The sequence below is a fragment of the Streptomyces sp. NPDC057617 genome (assembly GCF_042800555.1).
Lineage (GTDB): Bacteria > Actinomycetota > Actinomycetes > Streptomycetales > Streptomycetaceae > Streptomyces.
This window is the reverse complement of sequence record NZ_JBHVGV010000022.1, coordinates 12,856-32,034: the sequence shown is the minus strand read 5'-3', so window position 1 is coordinate 32,034 and position 19,179 is coordinate 12,856. Positions and strand designations below refer to the sequence as shown.

Sequence of the window (19,179 nt, the reverse complement as noted above, 5' to 3'; positions counted from 1 at the left end):
GGGTCCTTCCCATGTACGGAGATGAGGTGATTCCGAGTGACCGGAGGGTTGGTGTGTGACGTGCCTTCGGCGGGCTGAAGGCCTGGACCGTGCGCTTACATCCAATGTTTGGTGATAGTCGGGCTGCCTGCCCCTTCCGTCAAGGGCCTGCGCAAGCGTGCAGCATCAACGCTTTGTTCCAGCAAGGGTGTTGATTATGCGGTCGTCACCGGGCGCTTACAGCGCCACCTGAACTGCCCACAGGCACAGATTCATCGGGTGTCTGGTTCGTCGGCCCAGGCTATGAGGTGCCCGCCGACAGCCTCCACCGCAGCGGGCACGTCGTCCCGTTGACGTTCGGCGCGGGTCGTTCGCGCCGGGCCGGCCTCGGTACGACGACCGATGATCTTCCCGGAACGTGTGTCGCGGACGTATCGAAAATCGCATACGCCACGGCAACGGTCTCCCGTCTTGAGTGGAGCCATGGACCACAGTGCGTCAACGGTCAGTTCGTCCATCGGGAAAGGACTGTGATCATGGGCTCGGATTCCGTACGCGGTATCGACCGGCGGGGGCTGCTCGGGTGGGGCGGGGTGGCGGCCGCCGGCGTGGTGGCAGGCGCGTCGCTGGTGGGCGCCCAGCCCGGCCACGCCGCGCAGGCCCCAACCGACCCGGTCCCGCCGGACACCCGGCCTGGCGGGGCCTACGACCGGTATGTGGCGAAGCTGGCCGCCGAGGGCAAGTTCTCCGGCGTGGTGCTGTTGTCGCACCGGGGCCGGACGGTGCTGTCCCGCAGCTACGGCATGGCCGACAAGGAGAGGGGGATCGCCAACCACGAGGGCGTCGCGTTCAGCCTCAGTTCGGCGGGCAAGCCGTTCGGCGCGGTGGCCGTCCTGCAGTTGGCGCAGCAGGGCAAGGTGAAGCTGTCGGACACGGTGGGCACCCATCTGAAGGGCTTCGCCAAGGAGATCGCCGAGCGGGTGACCATCCACCACGTGTTGTCCGGCACCTCCGGGCTGGACAGCCCGGAGGAGGACGTGCAACGCGTCTTCCAGAGCCGGGATGAGGTGCACGAGTACTACGAGCAGCGGGCCCGGCAGGCGAAACTGGTGGGCGTCCCGGGCGTCCCTGGCACCACCCATGAGGAGGCGGGGGTCACCATTTCCGCGCTGATCGTGGAGGCCGTGACCGGCAAGACGTACTGGGACTACGTGCAGGAGAACGTCTTCGGGCGCTGCGGCATGACCGGCTCGGGGTTCTACACCAGGCGGCAGTGGCTCACCGACGAGCACATCGCGCACCCGTACATGGAGCTGGCCGACGGCAGCGTGGTGGACGCCGTCCGCAACCTGGACAAGAGCAGCCCGGACCCGAACGTACTCGGCAAAAATCCGGGCCGCGCCTTCATCGATGCCCCCGGGGACGGCGGCTTCGCCACCGCACCGGATCTGGTTCGGTTCGCGCACGCGCTGGGCGACGGCACGGTGCTGGACCGGCCCTGGGCCGACGTGCTCACCGCTGCCAAGATCCCCCATGGACCGGCGTCGTTCGGGGCGTACGGGATTCCGGTCTCCATCGCCAACGGCCAGTGGATCTACCAGCGCGCCGGTGGCAACCCCGGTGTCGGCGCCAACTGGGACATCTACCCGTACACCGGCTGGGTCGGTGTCATCCTCAGCAATCGCAACGGCGTGCCTTTGCAAGAGATGATCGGGCAGGAGATGCAGGCCATCACCGGGGCCCCGGTCGGCGGGGGATCGGGCGGCTGAGCTGCCGGGGGATTCCGGGTCCGTCGTCGGCGACGGTCACCCGTACGGCACCGTGCATCGCCGTGCACTCGATCACGACGGTGTGCGTCGAGTAGCGGCGGGCGTTGTCCAGTAGTGGCCCGCGTCCCTGTCCGTTCTCCCGTTGGACGGGTGTGCCCGGTATCCCAGACGCATCGTGCGTGTGAACCCGCGTGGCCTCAGCGGAGGTGTGCGAGTTCCAGGAACTGGTGGAGGTCACGAGCGGCTTCCAGGGCGCAGAGGCTGCTGGCCGCCAGCAGCGCCGCGGCAGCCACAAGCAGCAGAGGCGGGCTCTGCGGCGGGGGCGCGAGGAGGGCGGCGACGCGGCGGGGCACGAGGCCCGGGGCGGTACGGCGGCCCAGCACACCGAGCGCGGCGGCGGGGAGGTGGCGTCCGCCCCGGCCGCGTTTGGCGGCGACAGCGGCCCGCGCGACGGTTTCGGCGACCGCGCGACGGTCGCCGGTGTGGTGCGCGGCGTGCTCGTCGGCCCAGCGTTCGACGGTGTAGGCAACGGTGTCGGCCAGGGGGCGCAGCAGGGGGTTGGCGGCGGCGGAGAGCTGCGCGAGGGAGACGAACGCGTAGTGGTGGTGGTCGAGGTGAGCGCGTTCATGGACGAGGAGGATCTCGTGTCCGGCGGCATCGAGAGCGTCGAGCATGCCGTGGGAAATGACGATGCGGCCGGGCAGGCCCGGCATGGCGTAGGCGTCGGCGCCGGGGTCGTCGATGACGACAACGGGGCCGGGGCCGGGCAGACAGGCGGCTTCCAGGGCTGCGGACCACAGGGCTCCGGCCCGGCGTGCGGCCATGCGGACGGCAGCGAGGACGGCGAGAGCGAGCAGAACGGCGCCCGCCAGGGCGGCCGGCCATGCGGCCGGGTCCTGACGGTCGATCACCTCTGGCGAATAGCCCTTGAGGGCGGCGACGAGCGGGATACGGACCAGGCCGGCCAACGCGAGCAGGCCCAGCACCGCGGTGCTGGAAGCGGCGAGGACCAGGCCGGCGGCGGTCAGCAGCCAGGTCGCGAGGCGCGGCTCCAGCCGACGGGCCAGCGGGCCGGCGCTCAGGCCCGCCAGGGCGGGGAAGAGGAGCGGCAGGTAGACGGCCAGATGCATGGCTGAAGGCGGCTCTCTACTCCTCGGTGCCCAGCAGGCGGCGCAGCAGATCCTCGTCGTCGTCGGACAGTTCGCCGACGAAGCGGGTCAGGACCGACGCGCGGTCGCTTCCGCCTTCCATGACCTGATGCATGTGTTTGGCGGTCAGTCCCGGCTCGTCCGTGACGGGGGTGTAGGCGTAGCCGCGTCCCCGCGGGGTGCGCTCCAGCACACCGCGGGTGTGGAGGCGGGCCAGGGTGGTGGCCACCGTGGTGTGGCCGAGGGGGGCGGCCAGACGTTCGACCACCTCGCCCGGGGTGAGCGCCTGGTCGGCGGTGTGCAGCAGGGCCAGGATCTCGGCCTCCAGGGCGCCGTTCGCCCGCCGTCTGCCGCCGGGCCCGGGGAGCCGTTCGTGAGCGCCCACGGTCGACCTCCCTCCACACGTCGTCTACAGTCACCAGTATCTTCTATTCGCGAATAGAAGATACTGTGTCCCTCAAGTGTTCCACGACTCCCGGCTCTGCCGCCGCGCCGGCCTGTGCCGACAGGATGCCTCACGCACGGTGGGCGCGGCAGCAGGGCAGCAGTGGGCCGTCGAAGCCTCCGGATGACGCGGGGCACGGCGGAGGCCACGGTGCCACCGATGTCCCGGCGGCCCGAGCCGCTCGGGATGTCCCTCTCCCTGTCCGCCGCCGGAAGGCCGGCGCCGTCCAACCAACCGAAGGTGAAAGCACGTGAGCGCGATCAGTGTGGGACAGGCCGTCGTCCTGGGTGTCGTGGAGGGGGTGACGGAGTTCCTGCCGGTCTCCTCCACCGGACATCTGAAAATCACCGAAGGGCTGATGGGTATCCCGGTGGACGACAAGGCTGTGGTCGCGTTCACCGCGGTGATCCAGGTCGGGGCGATCGCGGCCGTACTGCTGTACTTCTTCAAAGACATCGTGCGGATCGTGACAGCCTGGGGACGGGGGCTGGCCAACCGTGAGGAGCGGCACCACCACGACTACAAGTTCGCCTGGTGGGTCATCTACGCCACCATCCCGATCGTGGTCGTCGGACTCGCGGCCAAACCTCTGATCGACGGCCCGCTGGCATCGCTGTGGGTAGTGGCCGCGTCGCTGATCGTCGGGAGCGGCCTGATGTGGGCGGCCGACCAGATGGGCCGCCACAAGCGCGGCGAGGACGACACCTCCCTCAAGGACGCCATGCTCGTCGGCTCCTCACAGATCCTCGCCCTGCTCTTCCCCGGCTTCTCCCGCTCGGGCGCCACCATGTCCACCGGCCTCATCCTCGACCTCGAACGTGTCGCCGCCACCCGCCTGTCCTTCTTCCTCGGCATCCCGGCACTGACCGGCGCCGGCCTGTACGAACTGAAGGACGCCCTCGGTACCGGAGTGGACACCCTCCCACTGATCGTCGGCACCGCCGTGTCCTTCGCGGTCGCCTACGCCTCGATCGCATGGCTGCTCAAGTTCGTCGCCAAGCATTCCTTCAACGCCTTCGTCCTCTACCGGATCATCATCGGCGTCCTCCTGTTCGGCCTGCTGGGAACGGGCGCCCTGCACGCCTGACAGCCACCGCCCTGCATGTATCCCCGCCCGGCGTCCATCACTGCACCGCGGGCATCGCCGCGCCATGACGTGCCGCGGCGGGGCGGGATCAACTCTCCTACCTGGGCTTTTCCTACCTGCGGACCACGCCTGCCGCGACTTCCTACTGCCGCCGCAGTACGGCGCAGAGCGTGTCGGCGGACGACGACGATGAGCGGTCGGGAGGCGAACAATCGGGACATTGGCAGGGGCCGGCCGTAATGCCGGCGGGTCAGCCCCAACGGGGCATCGCCCCTGTCGTCTCGATTACTGACAGGAGAGCTTCTTTCGTGGCTACCTTCCTCTACCGACTGGGTCATCTGGCGTTCCGGAAACGGCGATGGGTGGCCTTGATGTGGGTCGCGATCCTCGCTGCCACCGTCTTCGCCGCGGTCAAGGCCCCCGCGGCGCCCGACGACGGGTTCGCGATGCCGGGCACGGAGTCGCAGAAGGCATTCGACCTGTTGAACCAGCGCTTCCCCTCGGGCAACTCCGAGGGCGCGGACGCCCGCCTCGTCTTCGTCGCCCCGGACGGCCAGCAGATCACCGCGACGCGGTACAAAGAAGCCATCGACGCGGCCGTCACCGCGGTGGCCGAAGGCGGGCAGGTCGCGACCGCCCTCAATCCGTTCGACGCTCACGCGGTGAGCGAGGACAGCTCGACGGCGTATTCCAGCATTTCGTACGGCGAGAAGGCCGAAGATCTCACCGACGCCACGAAGAAGACGCTCACGGACGCGGCCGACGACGCCCGCGAGGCGGGTCTGACCGTCGAGATCGGTGGTTCCGCGCTGGGTGTCGCGCCCGAGTTCGGCGGGACCACCGAGATCATCGGCGTGGCCATCGCCGCGGTGGTACTGGTCATCACCTTCGGGTCGCTCGCAGCGGCGGGTCTGCCGCTGCTCACGGCGCTGCTGAGCATCGGCGTCGGTGTGGCCGGGATCGTCGCCGTGGGCCTCTCTACGACGACCACCACCCTCGCCCTGATGCTGGGGCTGGCGGTCGGCATCGACTACGCCTTGTTCATCGTCTCGCGCTACAGCGCCGAACGAGACGCGGGCCACAGTCCCGCGGAGGCGGCGGCCCGCGCCGCGGGAACGGCCGGCTCCGCCGTGGTGTTCGCGGGTCTCACCGTGGTCATCGCGCTCGCCGGACTGTCCGTGGTCGGCGTTCCCACGCTCACGAAGATGGGCCTGGCCGCGGCCGCGACGGTGGTCATCGCCGTCCTCATCGCGGTGACCTTGGTGCCCGCGGTCCTGGGCTTCGCGCCGAAGGCCGTCCTTCCCCGCAAGGTCCGCAAAGCTCGACAGGGCGGCGTCGGGCACGGCGCCGGAGCGTCGGGCCCGCGGCCACCCCGGGGTACGGAGCCGGCTCCCGTGGCCAAGCCCAATATGGGCACTCGCTGGGCCCGTTTTGTGGTGGGCCGGCCCCTGCCGGTACTTCTGCTGAGCATCGTGGGTCTGGGGATACTCGCGGTGCCGACCCTCGACCTGCGACTGGGCCTGCCCGGTGATGAGGCACAGCCCACGTCGACCACCCAGCGCCGTGCCTACGACGCCTTGGCGGAAGGCTTCGGGCCCGGCTTCAACGGTCCCCTGACCGTGGTCGTCGACGCGAAGGGCGCGCAGGACCCGAAGGCGGCGGCGGAGGAGGTCGCCAAGAAGCTGGCCGCGACCGACGGTGTCGTCTCCGTGTCGCCCGCCATGTTCAACAAGTCCGGCGACACCGCGATCATCAGTGCCACACCCTCCACCGGCCCCAGCGAAGAAGGGACCAAGGATCTCGTTCACACCCTCCGTGAGGAGAGGGCCGGCCTCAAGGCCGGCACCGGGGCGACCATGCTCGTCACCGGCACCACCGCGGTCAACATCGATGTGTCGCAGAAACTCACCGACGCCCTGGTGCCGTATCTGGCGGTGGTGGTGAGCCTGGCCTTCCTGCTCCTGATGATCGTCTTCCGATCCGTCCTCGTACCGCTCAAGGCCGCTCTGGGCTTCCTGCTCTCCGTGGCCGCGTCCTTCGGAGTGATCGTCGCGATCTTCCAGTGGGGCTGGCTGGCCGGTCTCGTCGGTGTCGAACAGACCGGTCCCGTGATGAGCATGATGCCGATTTTCCTGATCGGCGTGGTCTTCGGACTCGCCATGGACTACGAGGTCTTCCTCGTCACCCGGATGCGTGAGGCGTACATCCACGGCGAAAGCACCGGTCAGGCCATCGTCACCGGATTCCGGCACAGCGCACGCGTCGTCGTCGCGGCGGCCGTCATCATGATCGCCGTCTTCGCCGGATTCATCGGATCCGGAGAATCCTTGGTCAAGATGATGGGTGTGGGGCTGTCCTCCGCCGTTGCCTTCGACGCGTTTGTCGTCCGCATGACCATTGTCCCCGCCGCCCTGGCCCTCCTGGGCGACAAGGCGTGGTGGATGCCGCGCCGGCTGGGCAAGATCGTGCCCAACGTGGATGTGGAGGGTGAAGCGCTGGGCCAGGGACAGCCCGGCCAGGCCCTTCCGGGACACCTGGACGAGCAGGGCCGCGAAGCGGTTCACGTCTGAGAGCAGGAGTCCCGTACGCGAGCGGGAGGGCCGCACGTGGCGACACGCGTGGCCCTCCTCCATGACGAGAAGGGCGCCTCTCCATCGCAGACGATGGGGACCAAGAAGGAAGAGTCCAGCATGACCACCGACCGGCACCATCCGGACAGACGTCCGCCGACCAAGGGCGACTGGATTCTCGCTCCTGGTCTGCTCGGTGTCTCGATCGCCGGCCTCTCCGTGACCGACGATCTGGGTCCGTCCGGCCTTGTGCTCATGGCAGCCGCGTGCGGCATGTTGGTGTGGTACCGAACTCGCCCCCGGACGGTGGTCGTGCTGGTCACCCTCTGCACCATTGCCATGGGAGTCATGGGTTCCGTATTCAGCCCGCTGTTGATGGCCCCGGTGCTCGCCGCCGTCTACCTCCTGCCCCAGCACGTCGAGCGCCGCACGGCCCAGGTCTTCACGGTCACCGCTGTGAGCCTGCTGCTGATCACCTCGCTGACGTCCGGGACGGGAGCGATCCTGGGGCACGAACGGCTCGGCTTCGTCCCCTGGGTCCTGCTCGCCGGCGCCATCGGCGACGCGGTCCGCAACCGGCGCGACTATGTGAGCGCCGTGGAGGCCCGGGCGGAACTGGCCGAGCGCACCCGCGAAGAAGAGGCGCGCCAGCGTGTCGGCGAGGAACGTATGCGGATCGCCCGGGATCTTCACGATGTCATCGCCCACCACATGGCGCTCGCCCATGTCCAGGCCGGCGCCGCCGCGCATCTCCTGCCCACCGACCCCCGTCAGGCCCAGCAGTTGCTCGGCCATCTCACCGACACCACATCCTCCGTGCTGCACGAACTCAGGGCGACCCTCGGCCTGCTGCGCCGGACCGACCGACCCGACGCCCCGCTCGAACCCGCTCCCGGCCTCGCCCAACTCCCCGATCTCATCGCGGCGTTCGAGGCGGCGGGCCTGGCCGTCACCGTCTCGCCGCAGGGGGTCGTGCAGCCGCTGTCCCCCGGTGTCGACCTCACGGCATACCGTGTGGTCCAGGAAGCGCTGACCAACGTCGTCAAGCACGCGGACACCGGCGAGGCCACCGTACGGCTGGCCTACTCCCGCCGGGGTCTCACGATCACCGTGTCCGACAACGGGCAGTCCCACGACCCGGGCACCCGGCCCGCGGGGTACGGCCTCATCGGCATGCGCGAACGGGTGCGGTCCGTCGGCGGTGAACTCTTCACGGGCCGTCGCCCGCAGGGCGGATTCGAAGTGACCACAGAACTCCCCCTGCAGAGCGACAACCCGGGCCGGACCGGCGGACCCGATGAGAAGGACGTGCTCTCGTGACCGTCCGGGTAGTGCTCGCGGACGACCAGGCTCTGCTCCGGGGGACGTTCCAGATGCTCATCGATTCCTGCGACGACATGGAAGTGGTCGCGGTCGCCGGCAACGGGGAGGAAGCCGTCTCCGCGGCACGCGCCACGCATCCGGACGTGATCGTCATGGACATCCGCATGCCCGGCGTCAACGGCCTTGCCGCGACCGCCGAGATCTGCCGGGACGAGAGTCTGCGCGACACCAAGGTCTTGATCCTCACGACCTTCGAGATCGACGAGTACGTCGCCCAGGCCCTGCGCGCGGGTGCCAGCGGGTTCCTCGGCAAGAACATCGGTTCCGGCGAGTTCCTGGACGCCATCCGTACGGTCGCGGCGGGGGACGCGTTGCTGTCGCCCGCCGCCACCCGGTCCTTGATCGGTGAATTCCTGACCCGCCCGGTGCGAGGCCGGATGGCGTCTTCCGCGGCCCTGGACACCCTCACCTCACGCGAACGGGAGATCGTGGCACACGTCGCCGCCGGACTGTCCAACGACGAGATCGCCAAGGACCTCTGCCTGAGCCCCCTGACGGTGAAGAGCCACGTCCAACGTGCCATGACAAAACTGGACGCCCGGGACCGGGCCCGGCTGGTCGTCATCGCGTACCAGTCAGGGCTGGTCCAGCCGTAACCCCGGCCCCGTCGCCGCTCAGGTTCACTGTATTCATCATGGTCATTTCGCTCACACCTCTTGACGCTCTGGCCCGCACGAATGCAGCATCAAGATAATCATCATGATGAATATTGATGACCAGACAAGGGTGCCGTTGTCGACGCACTTCGCCGATTGGTGACGGAGAACCCACAGCGAGCCGAGGAGAGCCGTGAGCAGAAGTCCCTCGAAGGTGCACGACGTCGCGATCGTCGGCTTCGGTCCCGTCGGCCAGATGCTGGCCCTGCTGCTCGGCCGGGCCGGTCATGACGTCATCGCACTCGAGCGCTGGCCGGATTCCTACGACTTGCCCCGGGCGGTGCACTTCGACCACGAGATCGGCCGCATATTTCAGGCCGCGGGAGTGGGGGAGGAGGTGCGTGAGATCACTGACCCGGTGCCCGACAACTACGAGTGGCGCAACGCGGCCGGTGAGTCGCTGGTGCGTATCGACTGGTCAGGCGACGGTCCGTCCGGCTGGCCCACCGCCAGCTTCTTCCACCAGCCCCAACTGGAAGCCGTCCTCGCCAAGGCCGCCGGGAGACAGCCCACAGTCACCGTGCGCCGCGGCTGCGAGGTCACCGACCTGCGACCGGACGAGGAAACCGTCCGCCTCACCACCGGTGGGGACGACGGCGCGGGGGAGGTACGGGCTCGCTATGTGATCGGCGCCGACGGGGCCAACAGCTTCGTCCGCGACAGGATGGACACCTCCATCACCGACCTCGGCTTCTTCTACGACTGGCTGATCGTCGACACAATTCCGCACGAGCGGGCCGAGTGGTCTCCGATGAACTGGCAGCTGTGCGACCCCGAGCGCCCCACCACGATCGTCTCCGGCGGTCCTGGCCGGCGCCGTTGGGAGTTCCTGCGACTGCCGCACGAAAGCGTCGAGGAACTCAACACCCGGGAGACGACGTGGCGCCTGCTGGAGCCGTGGGGACGCACACCGGAGAACACCACGATCGAGCGGCACACCGTCTATACCTTCCAGGCCCGATGGGTGGACCGCTGGCGCGACGGACGACTCATCCTCGCCGGTGACGCCGCCCACCAGATGCCGCCGTTCGCGGGACAGGGCATGTGCTCAGGGATGCGTGACGCGATCAACCTGGCCTGGAAACTGGACCTGGTCCTGACGGAGCGGGCGGCCCCATCGCTGCTGGACACCTACACCTCCGAGCGCAGCAACCACGTCCAGCACGCCATCGGCATGTCGATGGCCCTGGGGCAGGTCATCTGCGTACTCGATCAGGACACCGCCGCGGCGCGTGACGCCCGCATGATCGCCGCCGGCGCCGACCCGCGGCACGCGCTCCCGGCCGCCCCGCCGCCCGTCCTCGGCGACGGTGTCCTCCAATCGGCGCCCAACGGCACCCGCGCCCCGAACGTCGGCCACCTCACCCCGCAGCACGAGGTCACCCATCAGGGCCGCACCGCTCTGTCGGACGACCACACCAGCGGCGGGTTCACGGTCCTCACCGACGGACCCGCCCCGCTCGACGCCCTGGACGCCGCCGACCGCGACTTCCTCTCGGACATCGGTGCGACCGTCGTCCCGCTGTACGCCGACAATGCCCCGCCCGAGGGCTACCTCGACGGACCCGACGGCTACCTTTCCCACATGCGCGAGCACGGTCATGTCGCCGCGGTCATCCGGCCGGACTTCTACCTGTTCGGCGCCGCCGTCGACGGGCCGGGACTGAAGGACCTGGTCGTCCAGTTGCGGCAGCACTTGCGGAGGCCCACCCCAGTTGCCCACCGCACACCGGCAGCGGCACCACTTGCGGCCGTCGCCGAGGAGTAGGCGTCCTTCCGTGAACCGCGCCTCCCCCCCCCGCCGTCGGCGGTATCCCCCGTGGTTTTGTACGCGAGAGTAGGGAACGTTTGTCGACGGTTTTGGGCAGCACTTAGCGATCAGCCAGCTCGAAAATGTCGATGAGATCCGACAACGGTTCTTGATGGGTCGCACCGCTGCGGGGGCCGTCTGTCTGGTCTCGGTGACCGCCATGGCATGACCCGCTATGGCATTCAGGGGCACCGCACCACGTGCCGGACTTCCAGCAGGCAACGTTGCGCGACAGAAATGGGTTGCAGTTGAAGATCGTGAGGCGGATGCTTCCACCATGAAGATGCACGCCAACCAGCTGACGGTGTCACCTGAGACGGTGCGCATGTTGGTAGAGCAGCAGTTTCCTGAGTGGCGGAGCCTGCCAGTCAGGCGCATCGCGGCGCAGGGTACGGTCAACGCCATCTTCCGTATTGGCGATCGGTTCGCAGCCCGATTCCCTCTTGAGTCCGCAGAGGTCGAGTCGACGCGGCGCCGGCTGGAGTCCGAAGCGGAAGCGGCTCGCGAGCTGGCAGGTCGCACGCGTTTCCCCACGCCCGAGCCGGTCGCGCTTGGTGAACCTGGGGCAGGTTACCCGCTTCCGTGGTCGGTGCAGACGTGGCTGCCCGGCGTCGTGGCCGCCAACGAGGACCTGGGCGAATCGTCTGTGTTTGCCCGTGACCTGGCCGATCTCATCGGCGACCTGCGCGCGATCGACACGCATGGCCGCACGTTCGCCGGCACAGGTCGAGGAGGCGACCTGCAGTCCCATGACGCGTGGATGGAGACCTGTTTCAGACACAGTGAGCAACTCCTGGATGTCCCTCGGCTGCGCCGTATCTGGGCAACTTTGCGTGATCTGCCGCGAGGTGCAGCTGAGGACGCCATGGCCCATTGCGATCTGATTCCTGACAACGTGCTCGTGTCCGCTGGCCGGCTTGCGGGGATTCTCGACGTTGGCGGCTTCGGGCCGGCTGACCCATCGCTGGATCTTGTGAGTGCGTGGCATTTGCTCGAGGCCGGGCCGCGGCAGGTGCTCCGTGATCACCTGGGTAGCGACGACCTTGAATGGGAGCGAGGCAAGGCGTGGGCTTTCGTTCAAGCGATGGGGTTGGTCTGGTACTACGTCAAAAGCAACCCGGCCATGAGTCGGATGGGTCAACGATCCCTGGAACGTATCCTGGCGGACAAGTCGCTCGCGTGACTTGCAGCAGCTGCTGGTCGCGGGTGAGGAAATCTTGATGGGGGCGTGTGCAATCACTGTCTCTTTCGCAGTACTTCATCCCGCGGTTGTGTCCTGGGCCCGGGCGGCCCTGGCGCTGGCGAGTCGGGAGGATTTCTCGCGTTCGGTGAGCACCTGGAACAGCAGCTCGGCGCCCCTGCGGTCCAGCTCCATGTAGCCGAGTTCGTCTATGCAGAGGAGATCGACGCGTCCGTAGCTGGCGATGGTCTTGGTCAGGATCTTCTCGTCCGCGGCCTCGACGAGCTCGTTGACCAGCTTGGTGGCGAGCGTGTAGCGGACACGGAAGCCAGCCATGGCGGCCTCGGTCCCGAGCGCGATCAGCAGGTGAGACTTGCCGGTGCCGGAGTCGCCGATCAGGCAGAGCTGCAGGCCCTTCTTGACCCATTCGCAGGTAGCCAGGGTATGGATGACCGCGGGGTCGATGTTCGGGTTGGCGTCGAAGTCGAAGGCCCGCAGTGACTTCTCCCGCGGGAACTGCGCCGCCTTGATGCGCCGTTCGGAGCGGCGGCGGGCCCGGTCGTCGCACTCGGACATCAGCAGTTCGGCGAGGAAGCCGCGATAGGACATCTGGTCCCGGGCGGCGGCTTCGGCCAGTTCGGGGAACTGGGCCCGGATGGTGGGCAGCCGGAGCATGCGGCATGCCTGGTCGACGGCTGCGACCGAGGGCAGCGGCTGGCTGTCGGGCGGCAGCTGGGCCAGCCGCCGTTCGGTCAGCGAGGTCGCGTTCGTCCGTTCCGGCTCGGTGGGGGCATCCGGAGCCGCGACCTCGTCGGCTTCGGCCGCCTTCCGGGCCTCCGGAGCGACGGCGGCTCCGGCCAGACCGACTCCAACGCGGCCTTCACCGTGCGGAACCCGACTCCGTACTCACGCATCAAGGCCCGGTACGACATCCCTGCCCGGGCATCGCGGCGGATCGCCGCGTACAAGTCGACCTTGGACTTCGGTGGCGCCATCGCAGCCTCATCCCGCAGGGCACGTCCATGCTCCTACCGCAAGCCCCTGGGCGTTGCCAGAACTCACAGACATCGCCCTCCGGCGAAACCGGGCGTTCCCCGCTCTGAGCGACAAGTGGTGTCAGCTCCCACGTAGAAGACCACCCCCGGCGCCCCACCGCCGACGGCGGGACGGCCATCGCGTGTCGGCCGATGCTCCCGACGTGCCGGGGCGCGCGGACTACCCGGGCAGCGGACCGGCGTCGCCAAGAGCGTCCCGGATCAGGGGGCGCGTGTGCCGCCCCGTGCCGAGGGCGTGGGCGGACCTGAGGTCGTCGAGGGTGTCCACGTCCAGCCGGACGCTGAGCGCCACCGGATCGGTCAGCTCGTACGCGCCGCTCCGCCGGTGCCGCGCACGTGAGGCGTCCTCGAAGGCCGGGGCGAGATCCTGCGCGCGCCCCGCGGCGAGCAGCGTCGTGCCCCGGCGCGCCTGATCGGCGAGGAAGGACCGCGGATGCCGGGCGGCGGCGGCCAGCACTTCGCCCAGTTCCGCGCTGCGCAGCGCGGGCAGATCGGCGGTCAGCACCGCCACGGGGCCGCACATCCCAGCCGCCAGCACCTCGGCCGCGGCGGTGCTGATCGCCGCGTTCAGCCCGGCGGAGAGCCGGTCCGGCACGGTTCCCGCCCCTGCCGCCCGCGCGTCGGCCGCCGCTTCGCCGTCGCTCGTCACCACCAGGACCGCGCCGACCCCGGGGGCGGCGAGGACGGCGTCGAGGGTGTCCCGGAAGAAGGCACGGGCAAGCGCCACGCGGGTGCCCGGATCCGGACAGCGCAGACGGGACTTGGCCCGGTGGAAGGGCTTGACCGGCAGCAGCACGGTCCAGTCCGTCGGCACCGTCTCACTCCGGCCGGGCGACGGCCGGGCCGCCCCGGCAGGCGGACGGGCACCCCGGAGCGGACGCGGCCGCAGGAGCGGACGGAGATGTGGGGAAGAGCGGGAGCAGTTTCCCCGGCGCCGCCCCGTCCGGTTCCGGCAGGACGCCGTCGGAGGTCCTGGCAGCCGCGATCCGCTCGGCCGGCACCGGACCGTACGGGGTGGTGCGCTGCCTGGCGGGCCGGCCGGCGGCCTTGGCGATGGCCTCCAGGCCGCTCACCGACCGGTACGAGCCGTGCCGCGAGCCCGCCATGCGCGAGAAGGTCTCCTCCATCAGCGTGCCGCCCATGTCGTCGGCGCCCAAGCACAGCATCTCCGCCGAACCCTCGGTGCCGAGCTTCACCCAACTGGTCCGGATGCGCGGGACCAGGCCGTGCGGCAGCAGCCGCGCCATCGCGGTGACCACCCGGTTCTCCCGCGCGGTGGGCCCCGGCCGGGCAACCCCCGCGAGGTACACGGGCGCGTTGGTCGGGATGAACGGCAGCGTCACGAACTCGGTGAAGCCGCCCGTCCCGCGCTGCACGTCTGCCAGTACGCGCAGACGGTGCAGCCAGTGGTCCGGCCGGTCCACATGCCCGTACATCGTCGTCGACGAGGAGCGCAGATCCACCTCGTGGGCCGTCTCCACCACCTCGATCCAGGCGGCGGCCGGCAGCTTCGCCCGGGTGAGGATCCAGCGCACCTCGTCGTCGAGGATCTCGGCCGCGGTGCCGGGGATGCTGTCGACCCCGGCCTCTTTCGCCGCCGTCAGCCACTCGCGCGTCGACAGACCGGCGCGGGCCGCGCCGTTCGCCGCCTCCATCGGGGAGAACGCGTGCAGATGCAGATCCGGCACCCGCGCCTTCACCGCGCGGGCGATGTCGAAGTACACGGTGCCCGGCAGGTCGGGATGGATGCCTACCTGAACGCACACCTCGGTCGCGCCCGCGTTCCAGGCCTCCTCGGCCCGGTCCGCCACCTCCGACAGGGAGAGGGTGTACGCGTCGGCGTCGACGGTCCGGTTCAGGTCCGTACGGCCGCACAAGGGCAGCGAGGCGCCCCCGCTCTGCCAGGGCAGCCCTCGCGGCACCACGCCCTCCCGGGCCAGGCCCGTCTCCGGGTCGGCCGGCGCCGTCACATGGGGCAGCGCCCGCGGGTCGATCCAGGGGTCGCCCCGGCGGACGAACTCCGGGTGCGCCGTGAGCCGTTCGCGCAGCGTGAAGCCCTCCCCGGCCGTCCGGTGCGCCAACTCCCCGATCCCCGGGCAGGGATGTCCGGGGTTGACGTGGTCGGGGGTGAGCGGGGAGACGCCTCCCCAGTCGTCGATCCCGGCCCGCAGCATCGCCGCGTGCTCGTCTCCCACCAGGTTCGGGGGCGCCTGGATCCGGGCCGAGGGCCCCAGGACGACGCGCGCGACGGCGATCGTGGCAGCCGGCTCGTCGAGGCGCGCGTGCGGTGTTCCGCGCATCGCGGTGCCCGGCTTGGCCCGGAAGTTCTGGACGATCACCTCCTGCACGCCGTTGTGCTCCCGCGCCACGGCCCGCAGTGCGAACAGCGACTCGACGCGCTCCCGGTAGGTCTCGCCGATCCCGGTGAGAGCGGTCGGGTCGGGACCGCGGGCCTGGAGCAGTACGGCGGCCTCCGTCACGTCGAGCGGCACTCCGTCGGCCGCCCGCTTCAGGGCCCGGCGCAGGACGGTGGCCGTCGGCCTGTCGGCTGCCGGGGCATCGTCGTGACCGTTCATGCCGCTCCTTGGACGTGCCCGAGGTCTGGGAGGTGGGGTGCCGGGGACGGGGCCCGGTGCTCTGTCCGCGGCACCGCCTGCCCCGCCCGGCGGCTGGGCGAGGCAGGCGGGCGGGGCGACGGTCCGTTCGGGCGAGGCGGCGGGGCCGGGTGTCAGTGACGGCCGGGTCCGCCGGGGCGGCCTGGTCCGCCAGGTCCACCCGGGCCACCGCCCAGTTCGGGGCGGGCCCTCGCGTACTCGCCGATCGTCGACTGCATACGGCCGGACCGTGACACGACGCTGACCTCGGGCCACGGGGGCGCGGGCAGTTCGCTGTCCGGCGTGGTGATCGCCAGGTCCAGGTGGTCCAGGTGGATGTGCAAGGAGGCCATCATCGGCAGTACGGCGTCGTCCTTGCCGAAGGGGCCGTAAGAGACCTTGAGTACGCCGTCGGTGAGGACGTAGGAGAGCGTGACGTCCGGCGACAGGGCCGGGTGCGTCGTCGTCCACCGGAAGGCCAGGGCGTGCGGGGGCTCGACCCGGGTCACCTTGCCGAGGGCGAACGCCTTGGCCTGCGGGTTGAGATGGGCGTAGACCGTGGCGCCCTCGCGCAGTTCGGGGAGGAACTCGACCGGGTGCTGCCACAGCACCAGCCGGGCCGGCTCGGTGAGCGCGGCCCAGACCGCCTCGGGCGAATGGGACACCGGGCGCTCGAACTCGATCCACCGGCCCGCCTCGTCCTCCCGGACGACGCCGTCCGGGGCGGTGCGCGGGACCTCGTCACCGGCCGCGGCGCCGCCGGTGGCCGGCCGGCCACCCGGCCGCTGACGGGCGGCCGGACCGAGCTGACGCGGGTCGAAGCTGTGGTACGTGACCTTGGACGGCGTCACACGGATCTGGAGGACGGTGACGGCCGCCTGCTCCTGGTCGGTGGGCGCGGACGTGCCGCCCTCCCGCGCGTGCCCCTGGAGAAGCCGGGCCTTCTGCTCCTGCTGGAGTTCATGGATGGTCGCCGTCCCCCGTACCTCCACGTACCGCATGGGGGAGGCGGGGTCGATGATCAGGACGTTGACCCGGGGGTCCGCCCGGAGGTTGTTCAGCCGCTTCGCGGTCGGAGCCGTGTTCGTCACCAACTGGTCACCCTCCAGCACGACTCCGGAGACCACGGAGTGCGGACTGCCGTCGGGGAGCAGGGTGGTGAAGGTGGCCGGAGTCTTCGTGCTGAGGAGAGCTGCGGCTTCTGGAGGAAACATGGTTACTCCCTGGGTGCGTGCCCGGCGCGTCGACTGGGGAGCGCCTGGCAGTCCGTGTTCATGAGGCGTGGAATGTGGTCGGGGCCCGGGGACCCGTGACGTCCGCTGGGCCCGGGGATCCGCGGGGCGTTCGGTGAGCCGGCCGGGGAAGGGGAACAGGGCCGCTGATGGGGGAGGAGGCCAGCCGCTTCGGCCGGCCGAGTCCTTTGTGTCAGACGTCTTGTCCCGCGGAGTGGGAAAGGAAGAGTGTGTCGCGGTGACCGCGTGCCCGAGGGACGTCAGGGCCGCTGCGGGCCCTCAGGGAGCCTGGTGGGCGGCCTCGGCGAGGTCGTGCAGGTCCGGCAGTGCCGCGGCGATCCGTTCGACGGCAGCGGGGCTGAGCGTGCTCAGGGCGGCCTCGACGTTGCGGTAGATGCCGGCGTTGACCTCCCGGCCCTCCGCGAGCATGCGGGGGGTGGGTCGCAACTGAGCCTGACGCCGGTCGTCGGGATGGGGGGACCGCTCCAGCAGCCCGTCCTTCACCAGTTGGGTCACCAGGGTGCTCACATTGTTCGGCTGCATGCGGAGCATCCGCGCGGCCTCCCTGACACTGACCCCGGGCCTGTCGGTCACGAGCTGGAGCAGTTCCACCTGCGCCGGGGGGCGCACGTGTTCGCCGACCGGAGTCCGGGTGGCCTGCAGCAGCGTCCGGTGCAGGGTCCACACCAGGCGGGCGAGGTCGGTGGGGAGGTCCTGGTGCGGCATGACCGGACTGTACCTCCTGCCCCGCGAGGGGCCACACGGGTGCCTGGTCAGGCGGCGCAGATGCCGGGCATGGCCATCTTCTGGTACAGGACCGGGTAGGCGACCGAGCCCTCCGGCGGGAGGATCAGGGAGTCCGCGAAGTCCTTGCGGGCGAAGACCGCTTTGAGCGCGGTCCCCGACTCCCACACCGCGACGTTGGTGAGGACCCTGCTGTCGCCGACACCGCGGTAGAGCTGCGCCGAGATGAAGCCGGGCTGGGCCGTCATCACTTCGCACTCCTTGGCCCACGCCTCAAGACACGCCTCGATTCCCCCCTCGGGGGCGATGAAGGTGTTGATGACGGTGACGGGGCTGTCGTCCGACTGCTCGACCTGGGTGAAGAAGGGGCAGCTCTCGTCGATGTTCCTGATTTCCATCATGGTGTGCTCTCCGTTCCGGGTGCTGGATGGGTACGCCGGGCGAGGACGCCGGATGCGCCGGAGGTGACGTACCGTCGGCGCGCCGTCCGGCGCGGGTACTGCGGAAAGGACCGACGGGAGGTGTCCGGCGGGAGTTCTCCGGGGTGAGGCATCCGGGCCGCTCGTGCGGGTCGCCTTCGACCACCTCGAATTTGACTCTACTACTAGAGGTTATGAAGCGCATCCCTGCCGCAGGTCAAGAGTTTCCCGGATGTCCGCCGAGGCTGTACGGCTCCTCCTGGACGCATTCGTTGCGCGTCTCGCCCAGCCCTTCGATGACCGTACGGAGCACCTGTCCCTTCCGGAGGTAGACCTGGGGGCTGCGGCCGTCCCCCACGCCGCCCGGCGTCCCCGTGCAGACCACGTCGCCCGGCAGGAGCGTGACGATCTCGCTGACGTACGCCACGATGTCCGCGATCCCGAAGAGCAGGTCGGAGGTGCGGGATCGCTGCATCACGACGCCGTCGACCTCGCACCTGATCTCCAGGTCGGGCTCCCGGCCCCCGAACTCGTCGGCCGTGACCAGCTCCGGGCCGATCGGAGTGGTCGCTTCGAACGTCTTGCCCGCGAGGAACTCGCGTGTACGGCGCTGGTAGTCGCGGACCGTCACGTCGTTGACCACCGTGTAGCCCGCGATGTGCTCCAGGGCCCGCTCGCGCGTCACATGGCGCCCGGGCCGGCCGATCACGAAGCCCAGCTCCGCCTCCCAGTCGACGCGGTCGCTCACACGCGGCAGCACGATCGCGTCGCGGGCGCCGATCAGGGAGCCGTCGTACTTTGCGAAGAGCGTCGGGTACTTGGGAGTGTCGCGCCCCATCTCCTCGATGTGGGAGGCGTAGTTCAGGCCCAGGCAGATGATTTTGTTCGGGTGGGGGACGAGGGGCGCGTAGTTGGCCTCCCCCACGGCCACCCGCCCCCACTGGCCGTCGGCTCCCGTCTGCCGGTAGTCGGCACCCGAGGAGAGCAGGGCGCCCACGTCGGGCTGGGGGAGCAGGGTGTACGAATCCCCGTCCAAGCGGGCCGCAAAGGTCTGTTCCCGTACACGCAGTGTGGCGAGTCGCACGGTGCACCTCATCTTTCGTCGTTG

Annotated in this window: 15 protein-coding genes and 1 pseudogene; 7 read left to right on the top strand and 9 right to left on the bottom strand. The window is 69.8% G+C overall.

Going from position 1 to position 19,179, the window contains the following annotated elements; translation table 11 throughout:
- Positions 1 to 515 precede the first annotated feature (515 nt).
- Positions 516 to 1,748 carry a serine hydrolase domain-containing protein gene (locus tag ACFU9P_RS33905; RefSeq protein ID WP_384088484.1) on the top strand — a complete coding sequence of 411 codons (1,233 nt, stop codon included), beginning with the start codon at positions 516 to 518 and terminating at the stop codon, positions 1,746 to 1,748.
- A 197-nt stretch (positions 1,749 to 1,945) separates the two neighbouring features.
- Here ACFU9P_RS33905 and ACFU9P_RS33900 read toward each other — a convergent pair whose 3' ends face one another.
- Together ACFU9P_RS33900 and ACFU9P_RS33895 are read right to left on the bottom strand one after the other, a co-directional pair.
- Positions 1,946 to 2,878, bottom strand: a complete 933-nt coding sequence (locus ACFU9P_RS33900) for a M56 family metallopeptidase (protein WP_384088481.1) — start codon at positions 2,876 to 2,878, stop codon at positions 1,946 to 1,948.
- Between the two features lie 16 nt (positions 2,879 to 2,894).
- A complete protein-coding gene (locus ACFU9P_RS33895; protein ID WP_384088478.1) occupies positions 2,895 to 3,281 on the bottom strand; it encodes a BlaI/MecI/CopY family transcriptional regulator in 387 nt (128 codons plus the stop codon).
- A 310-nt stretch (positions 3,282 to 3,591) separates the two neighbouring features.
- Here ACFU9P_RS33895 and ACFU9P_RS33890 point away from each other — a divergent pair, with 310 nt between their 5' ends.
- The 6 genes from ACFU9P_RS33890 (at position 3,592) to ACFU9P_RS33865 (ending at position 12,030) form a co-directional block, all read left to right on the top strand.
- On the top strand, positions 3,592 to 4,428 hold the full coding sequence (locus ACFU9P_RS33890; RefSeq protein ID WP_384088475.1) for an undecaprenyl-diphosphate phosphatase: 837 nt from the start codon (positions 3,592 to 3,594) through the stop codon (positions 4,426 to 4,428).
- A gap of 308 nt (positions 4,429 to 4,736) precedes the next feature.
- Entirely contained in the window at positions 4,737 to 6,998 is a 2,262-nt protein-coding gene (locus ACFU9P_RS33885) for an MMPL family transporter (RefSeq protein ID WP_384088472.1), read from the top strand.
- A gap of 36 nt (positions 6,999 to 7,034) precedes the next feature.
- A complete protein-coding gene (locus tag ACFU9P_RS33880; RefSeq protein WP_384088469.1) occupies positions 7,035 to 8,318 on the top strand; it encodes a sensor histidine kinase in 1,284 nt (427 codons plus the stop codon).
- Complete coding sequence (locus ACFU9P_RS33875) at positions 8,315 to 8,977, top strand: response regulator (RefSeq protein ID WP_376385892.1); 663 nt, start codon at positions 8,315 to 8,317, stop codon at positions 8,975 to 8,977. The genes ACFU9P_RS33880 and ACFU9P_RS33875 overlap by 4 nt, the downstream gene beginning before the upstream one ends.
- A gap of 193 nt (positions 8,978 to 9,170) precedes the next feature.
- Positions 9,171 to 10,805: a bifunctional 3-(3-hydroxy-phenyl)propionate/3-hydroxycinnamic acid hydroxylase gene (locus ACFU9P_RS33870; protein WP_384088465.1), complete on the top strand. Its 1,635-nt coding sequence runs from the start codon at positions 9,171 to 9,173 to the stop codon at positions 10,803 to 10,805.
- A 319-nt stretch (positions 10,806 to 11,124) separates the two neighbouring features.
- Positions 11,125 to 12,030 (top strand): aminoglycoside phosphotransferase family protein, encoded by a 906-nt coding sequence (locus tag ACFU9P_RS33865; protein WP_384088461.1) that lies wholly within the window; start codon positions 11,125 to 11,127, stop codon positions 12,028 to 12,030.
- Positions 12,031 to 12,141: 111 nt separating this feature from the next.
- On the opposite strand, the pseudogene ACFU9P_RS33860 reads toward ACFU9P_RS33865, so the two are convergent.
- From ACFU9P_RS33860 to ACFU9P_RS33830, 7 genes and pseudogenes are all read right to left on the bottom strand, one after another.
- Positions 12,142 to 12,768 (bottom strand): annotated as a pseudogene (locus ACFU9P_RS33860) (ATP-binding protein); the annotation flags it as partial.
- Between the two features lie 474 nt (positions 12,769 to 13,242).
- Positions 13,243 to 13,896 carry a 2-phospho-L-lactate guanylyltransferase gene (gene cofC / locus ACFU9P_RS33855; RefSeq protein ID WP_384088458.1) on the bottom strand — a complete coding sequence of 218 codons (654 nt, stop codon included), beginning with the start codon at positions 13,894 to 13,896 and terminating at the stop codon, positions 13,243 to 13,245.
- Between the two features lie 4 nt (positions 13,897 to 13,900).
- On the bottom strand, positions 13,901 to 15,658 hold the full coding sequence (gene cofH, locus ACFU9P_RS33850; protein WP_384088456.1) for a 5-amino-6-(D-ribitylamino)uracil--L-tyrosine 4-hydroxyphenyl transferase CofH: 1,758 nt from the start codon (positions 15,656 to 15,658) through the stop codon (positions 13,901 to 13,903).
- 152 nt (positions 15,659 to 15,810) lie between these two features.
- Positions 15,811 to 16,890, bottom strand: coding sequence for a pyridoxamine 5'-phosphate oxidase family protein (locus ACFU9P_RS33845; protein WP_384088453.1), 1,080 nt, complete (start codon positions 16,888 to 16,890; stop codon positions 15,811 to 15,813).
- Positions 16,891 to 17,187: 297 nt separating this feature from the next.
- Positions 17,188 to 17,634 carry a MarR family transcriptional regulator gene (locus ACFU9P_RS33840; RefSeq protein ID WP_363086208.1) on the bottom strand — a complete coding sequence of 149 codons (447 nt, stop codon included), beginning with the start codon at positions 17,632 to 17,634 and terminating at the stop codon, positions 17,188 to 17,190.
- Positions 17,635 to 17,681: 47 nt separating this feature from the next.
- The gene (locus ACFU9P_RS33835) at positions 17,682 to 18,053 is read right to left on the bottom strand and encodes an antibiotic biosynthesis monooxygenase family protein (protein WP_384088450.1); all 372 of its coding nucleotides are present in this window, start codon (positions 18,051 to 18,053) and stop codon (positions 17,682 to 17,684) included.
- A gap of 235 nt (positions 18,054 to 18,288) precedes the next feature.
- Positions 18,289 to 19,155, bottom strand: coding sequence for a fumarylacetoacetate hydrolase family protein (locus ACFU9P_RS33830; RefSeq protein WP_384088447.1), 867 nt, complete (start codon positions 19,153 to 19,155; stop codon positions 18,289 to 18,291).
- Between the last annotated feature and the right edge of the window lie 24 nt (positions 19,156 to 19,179).

What these genes read in the sequence shown, in the direction of transcription:
- ACFU9P_RS33905 (WP_384088484.1), top strand. Translation starts at nt 516, where the DNA reads ATGGGCTCGGATTCCGTACGCGGTATCGACCGGCGGGGGCTGCTCGGG.
- ACFU9P_RS33900 (WP_384088481.1), bottom strand. Translation starts at nt 2,878, where the DNA reads ATGCATCTGGCCGTCTACCTGCCGCTCCTCTTCCCCGCCCTGGCGGGC.
- ACFU9P_RS33865 (WP_384088461.1), top strand. Translation starts at nt 11,125, where the DNA reads ATGAAGATGCACGCCAACCAGCTGACGGTGTCACCTGAGACGGTGCGC.
- cofH (WP_384088456.1), bottom strand. Translation starts at nt 15,658, where the DNA reads ATGAACGGTCACGACGATGCCCCGGCAGCCGACAGGCCGACGGCCACC.
- ACFU9P_RS33845 (WP_384088453.1), bottom strand. Translation starts at nt 16,890, where the DNA reads ATGTTTCCTCCAGAAGCCGCAGCTCTCCTCAGCACGAAGACTCCGGCC.
- ACFU9P_RS33840 (WP_363086208.1), bottom strand. Translation starts at nt 17,634, where the DNA reads ATGCCGCACCAGGACCTCCCCACCGACCTCGCCCGCCTGGTGTGGACC.
- ACFU9P_RS33835 (WP_384088450.1), bottom strand. Translation starts at nt 18,053, where the DNA reads ATGATGGAAATCAGGAACATCGACGAGAGCTGCCCCTTCTTCACCCAG.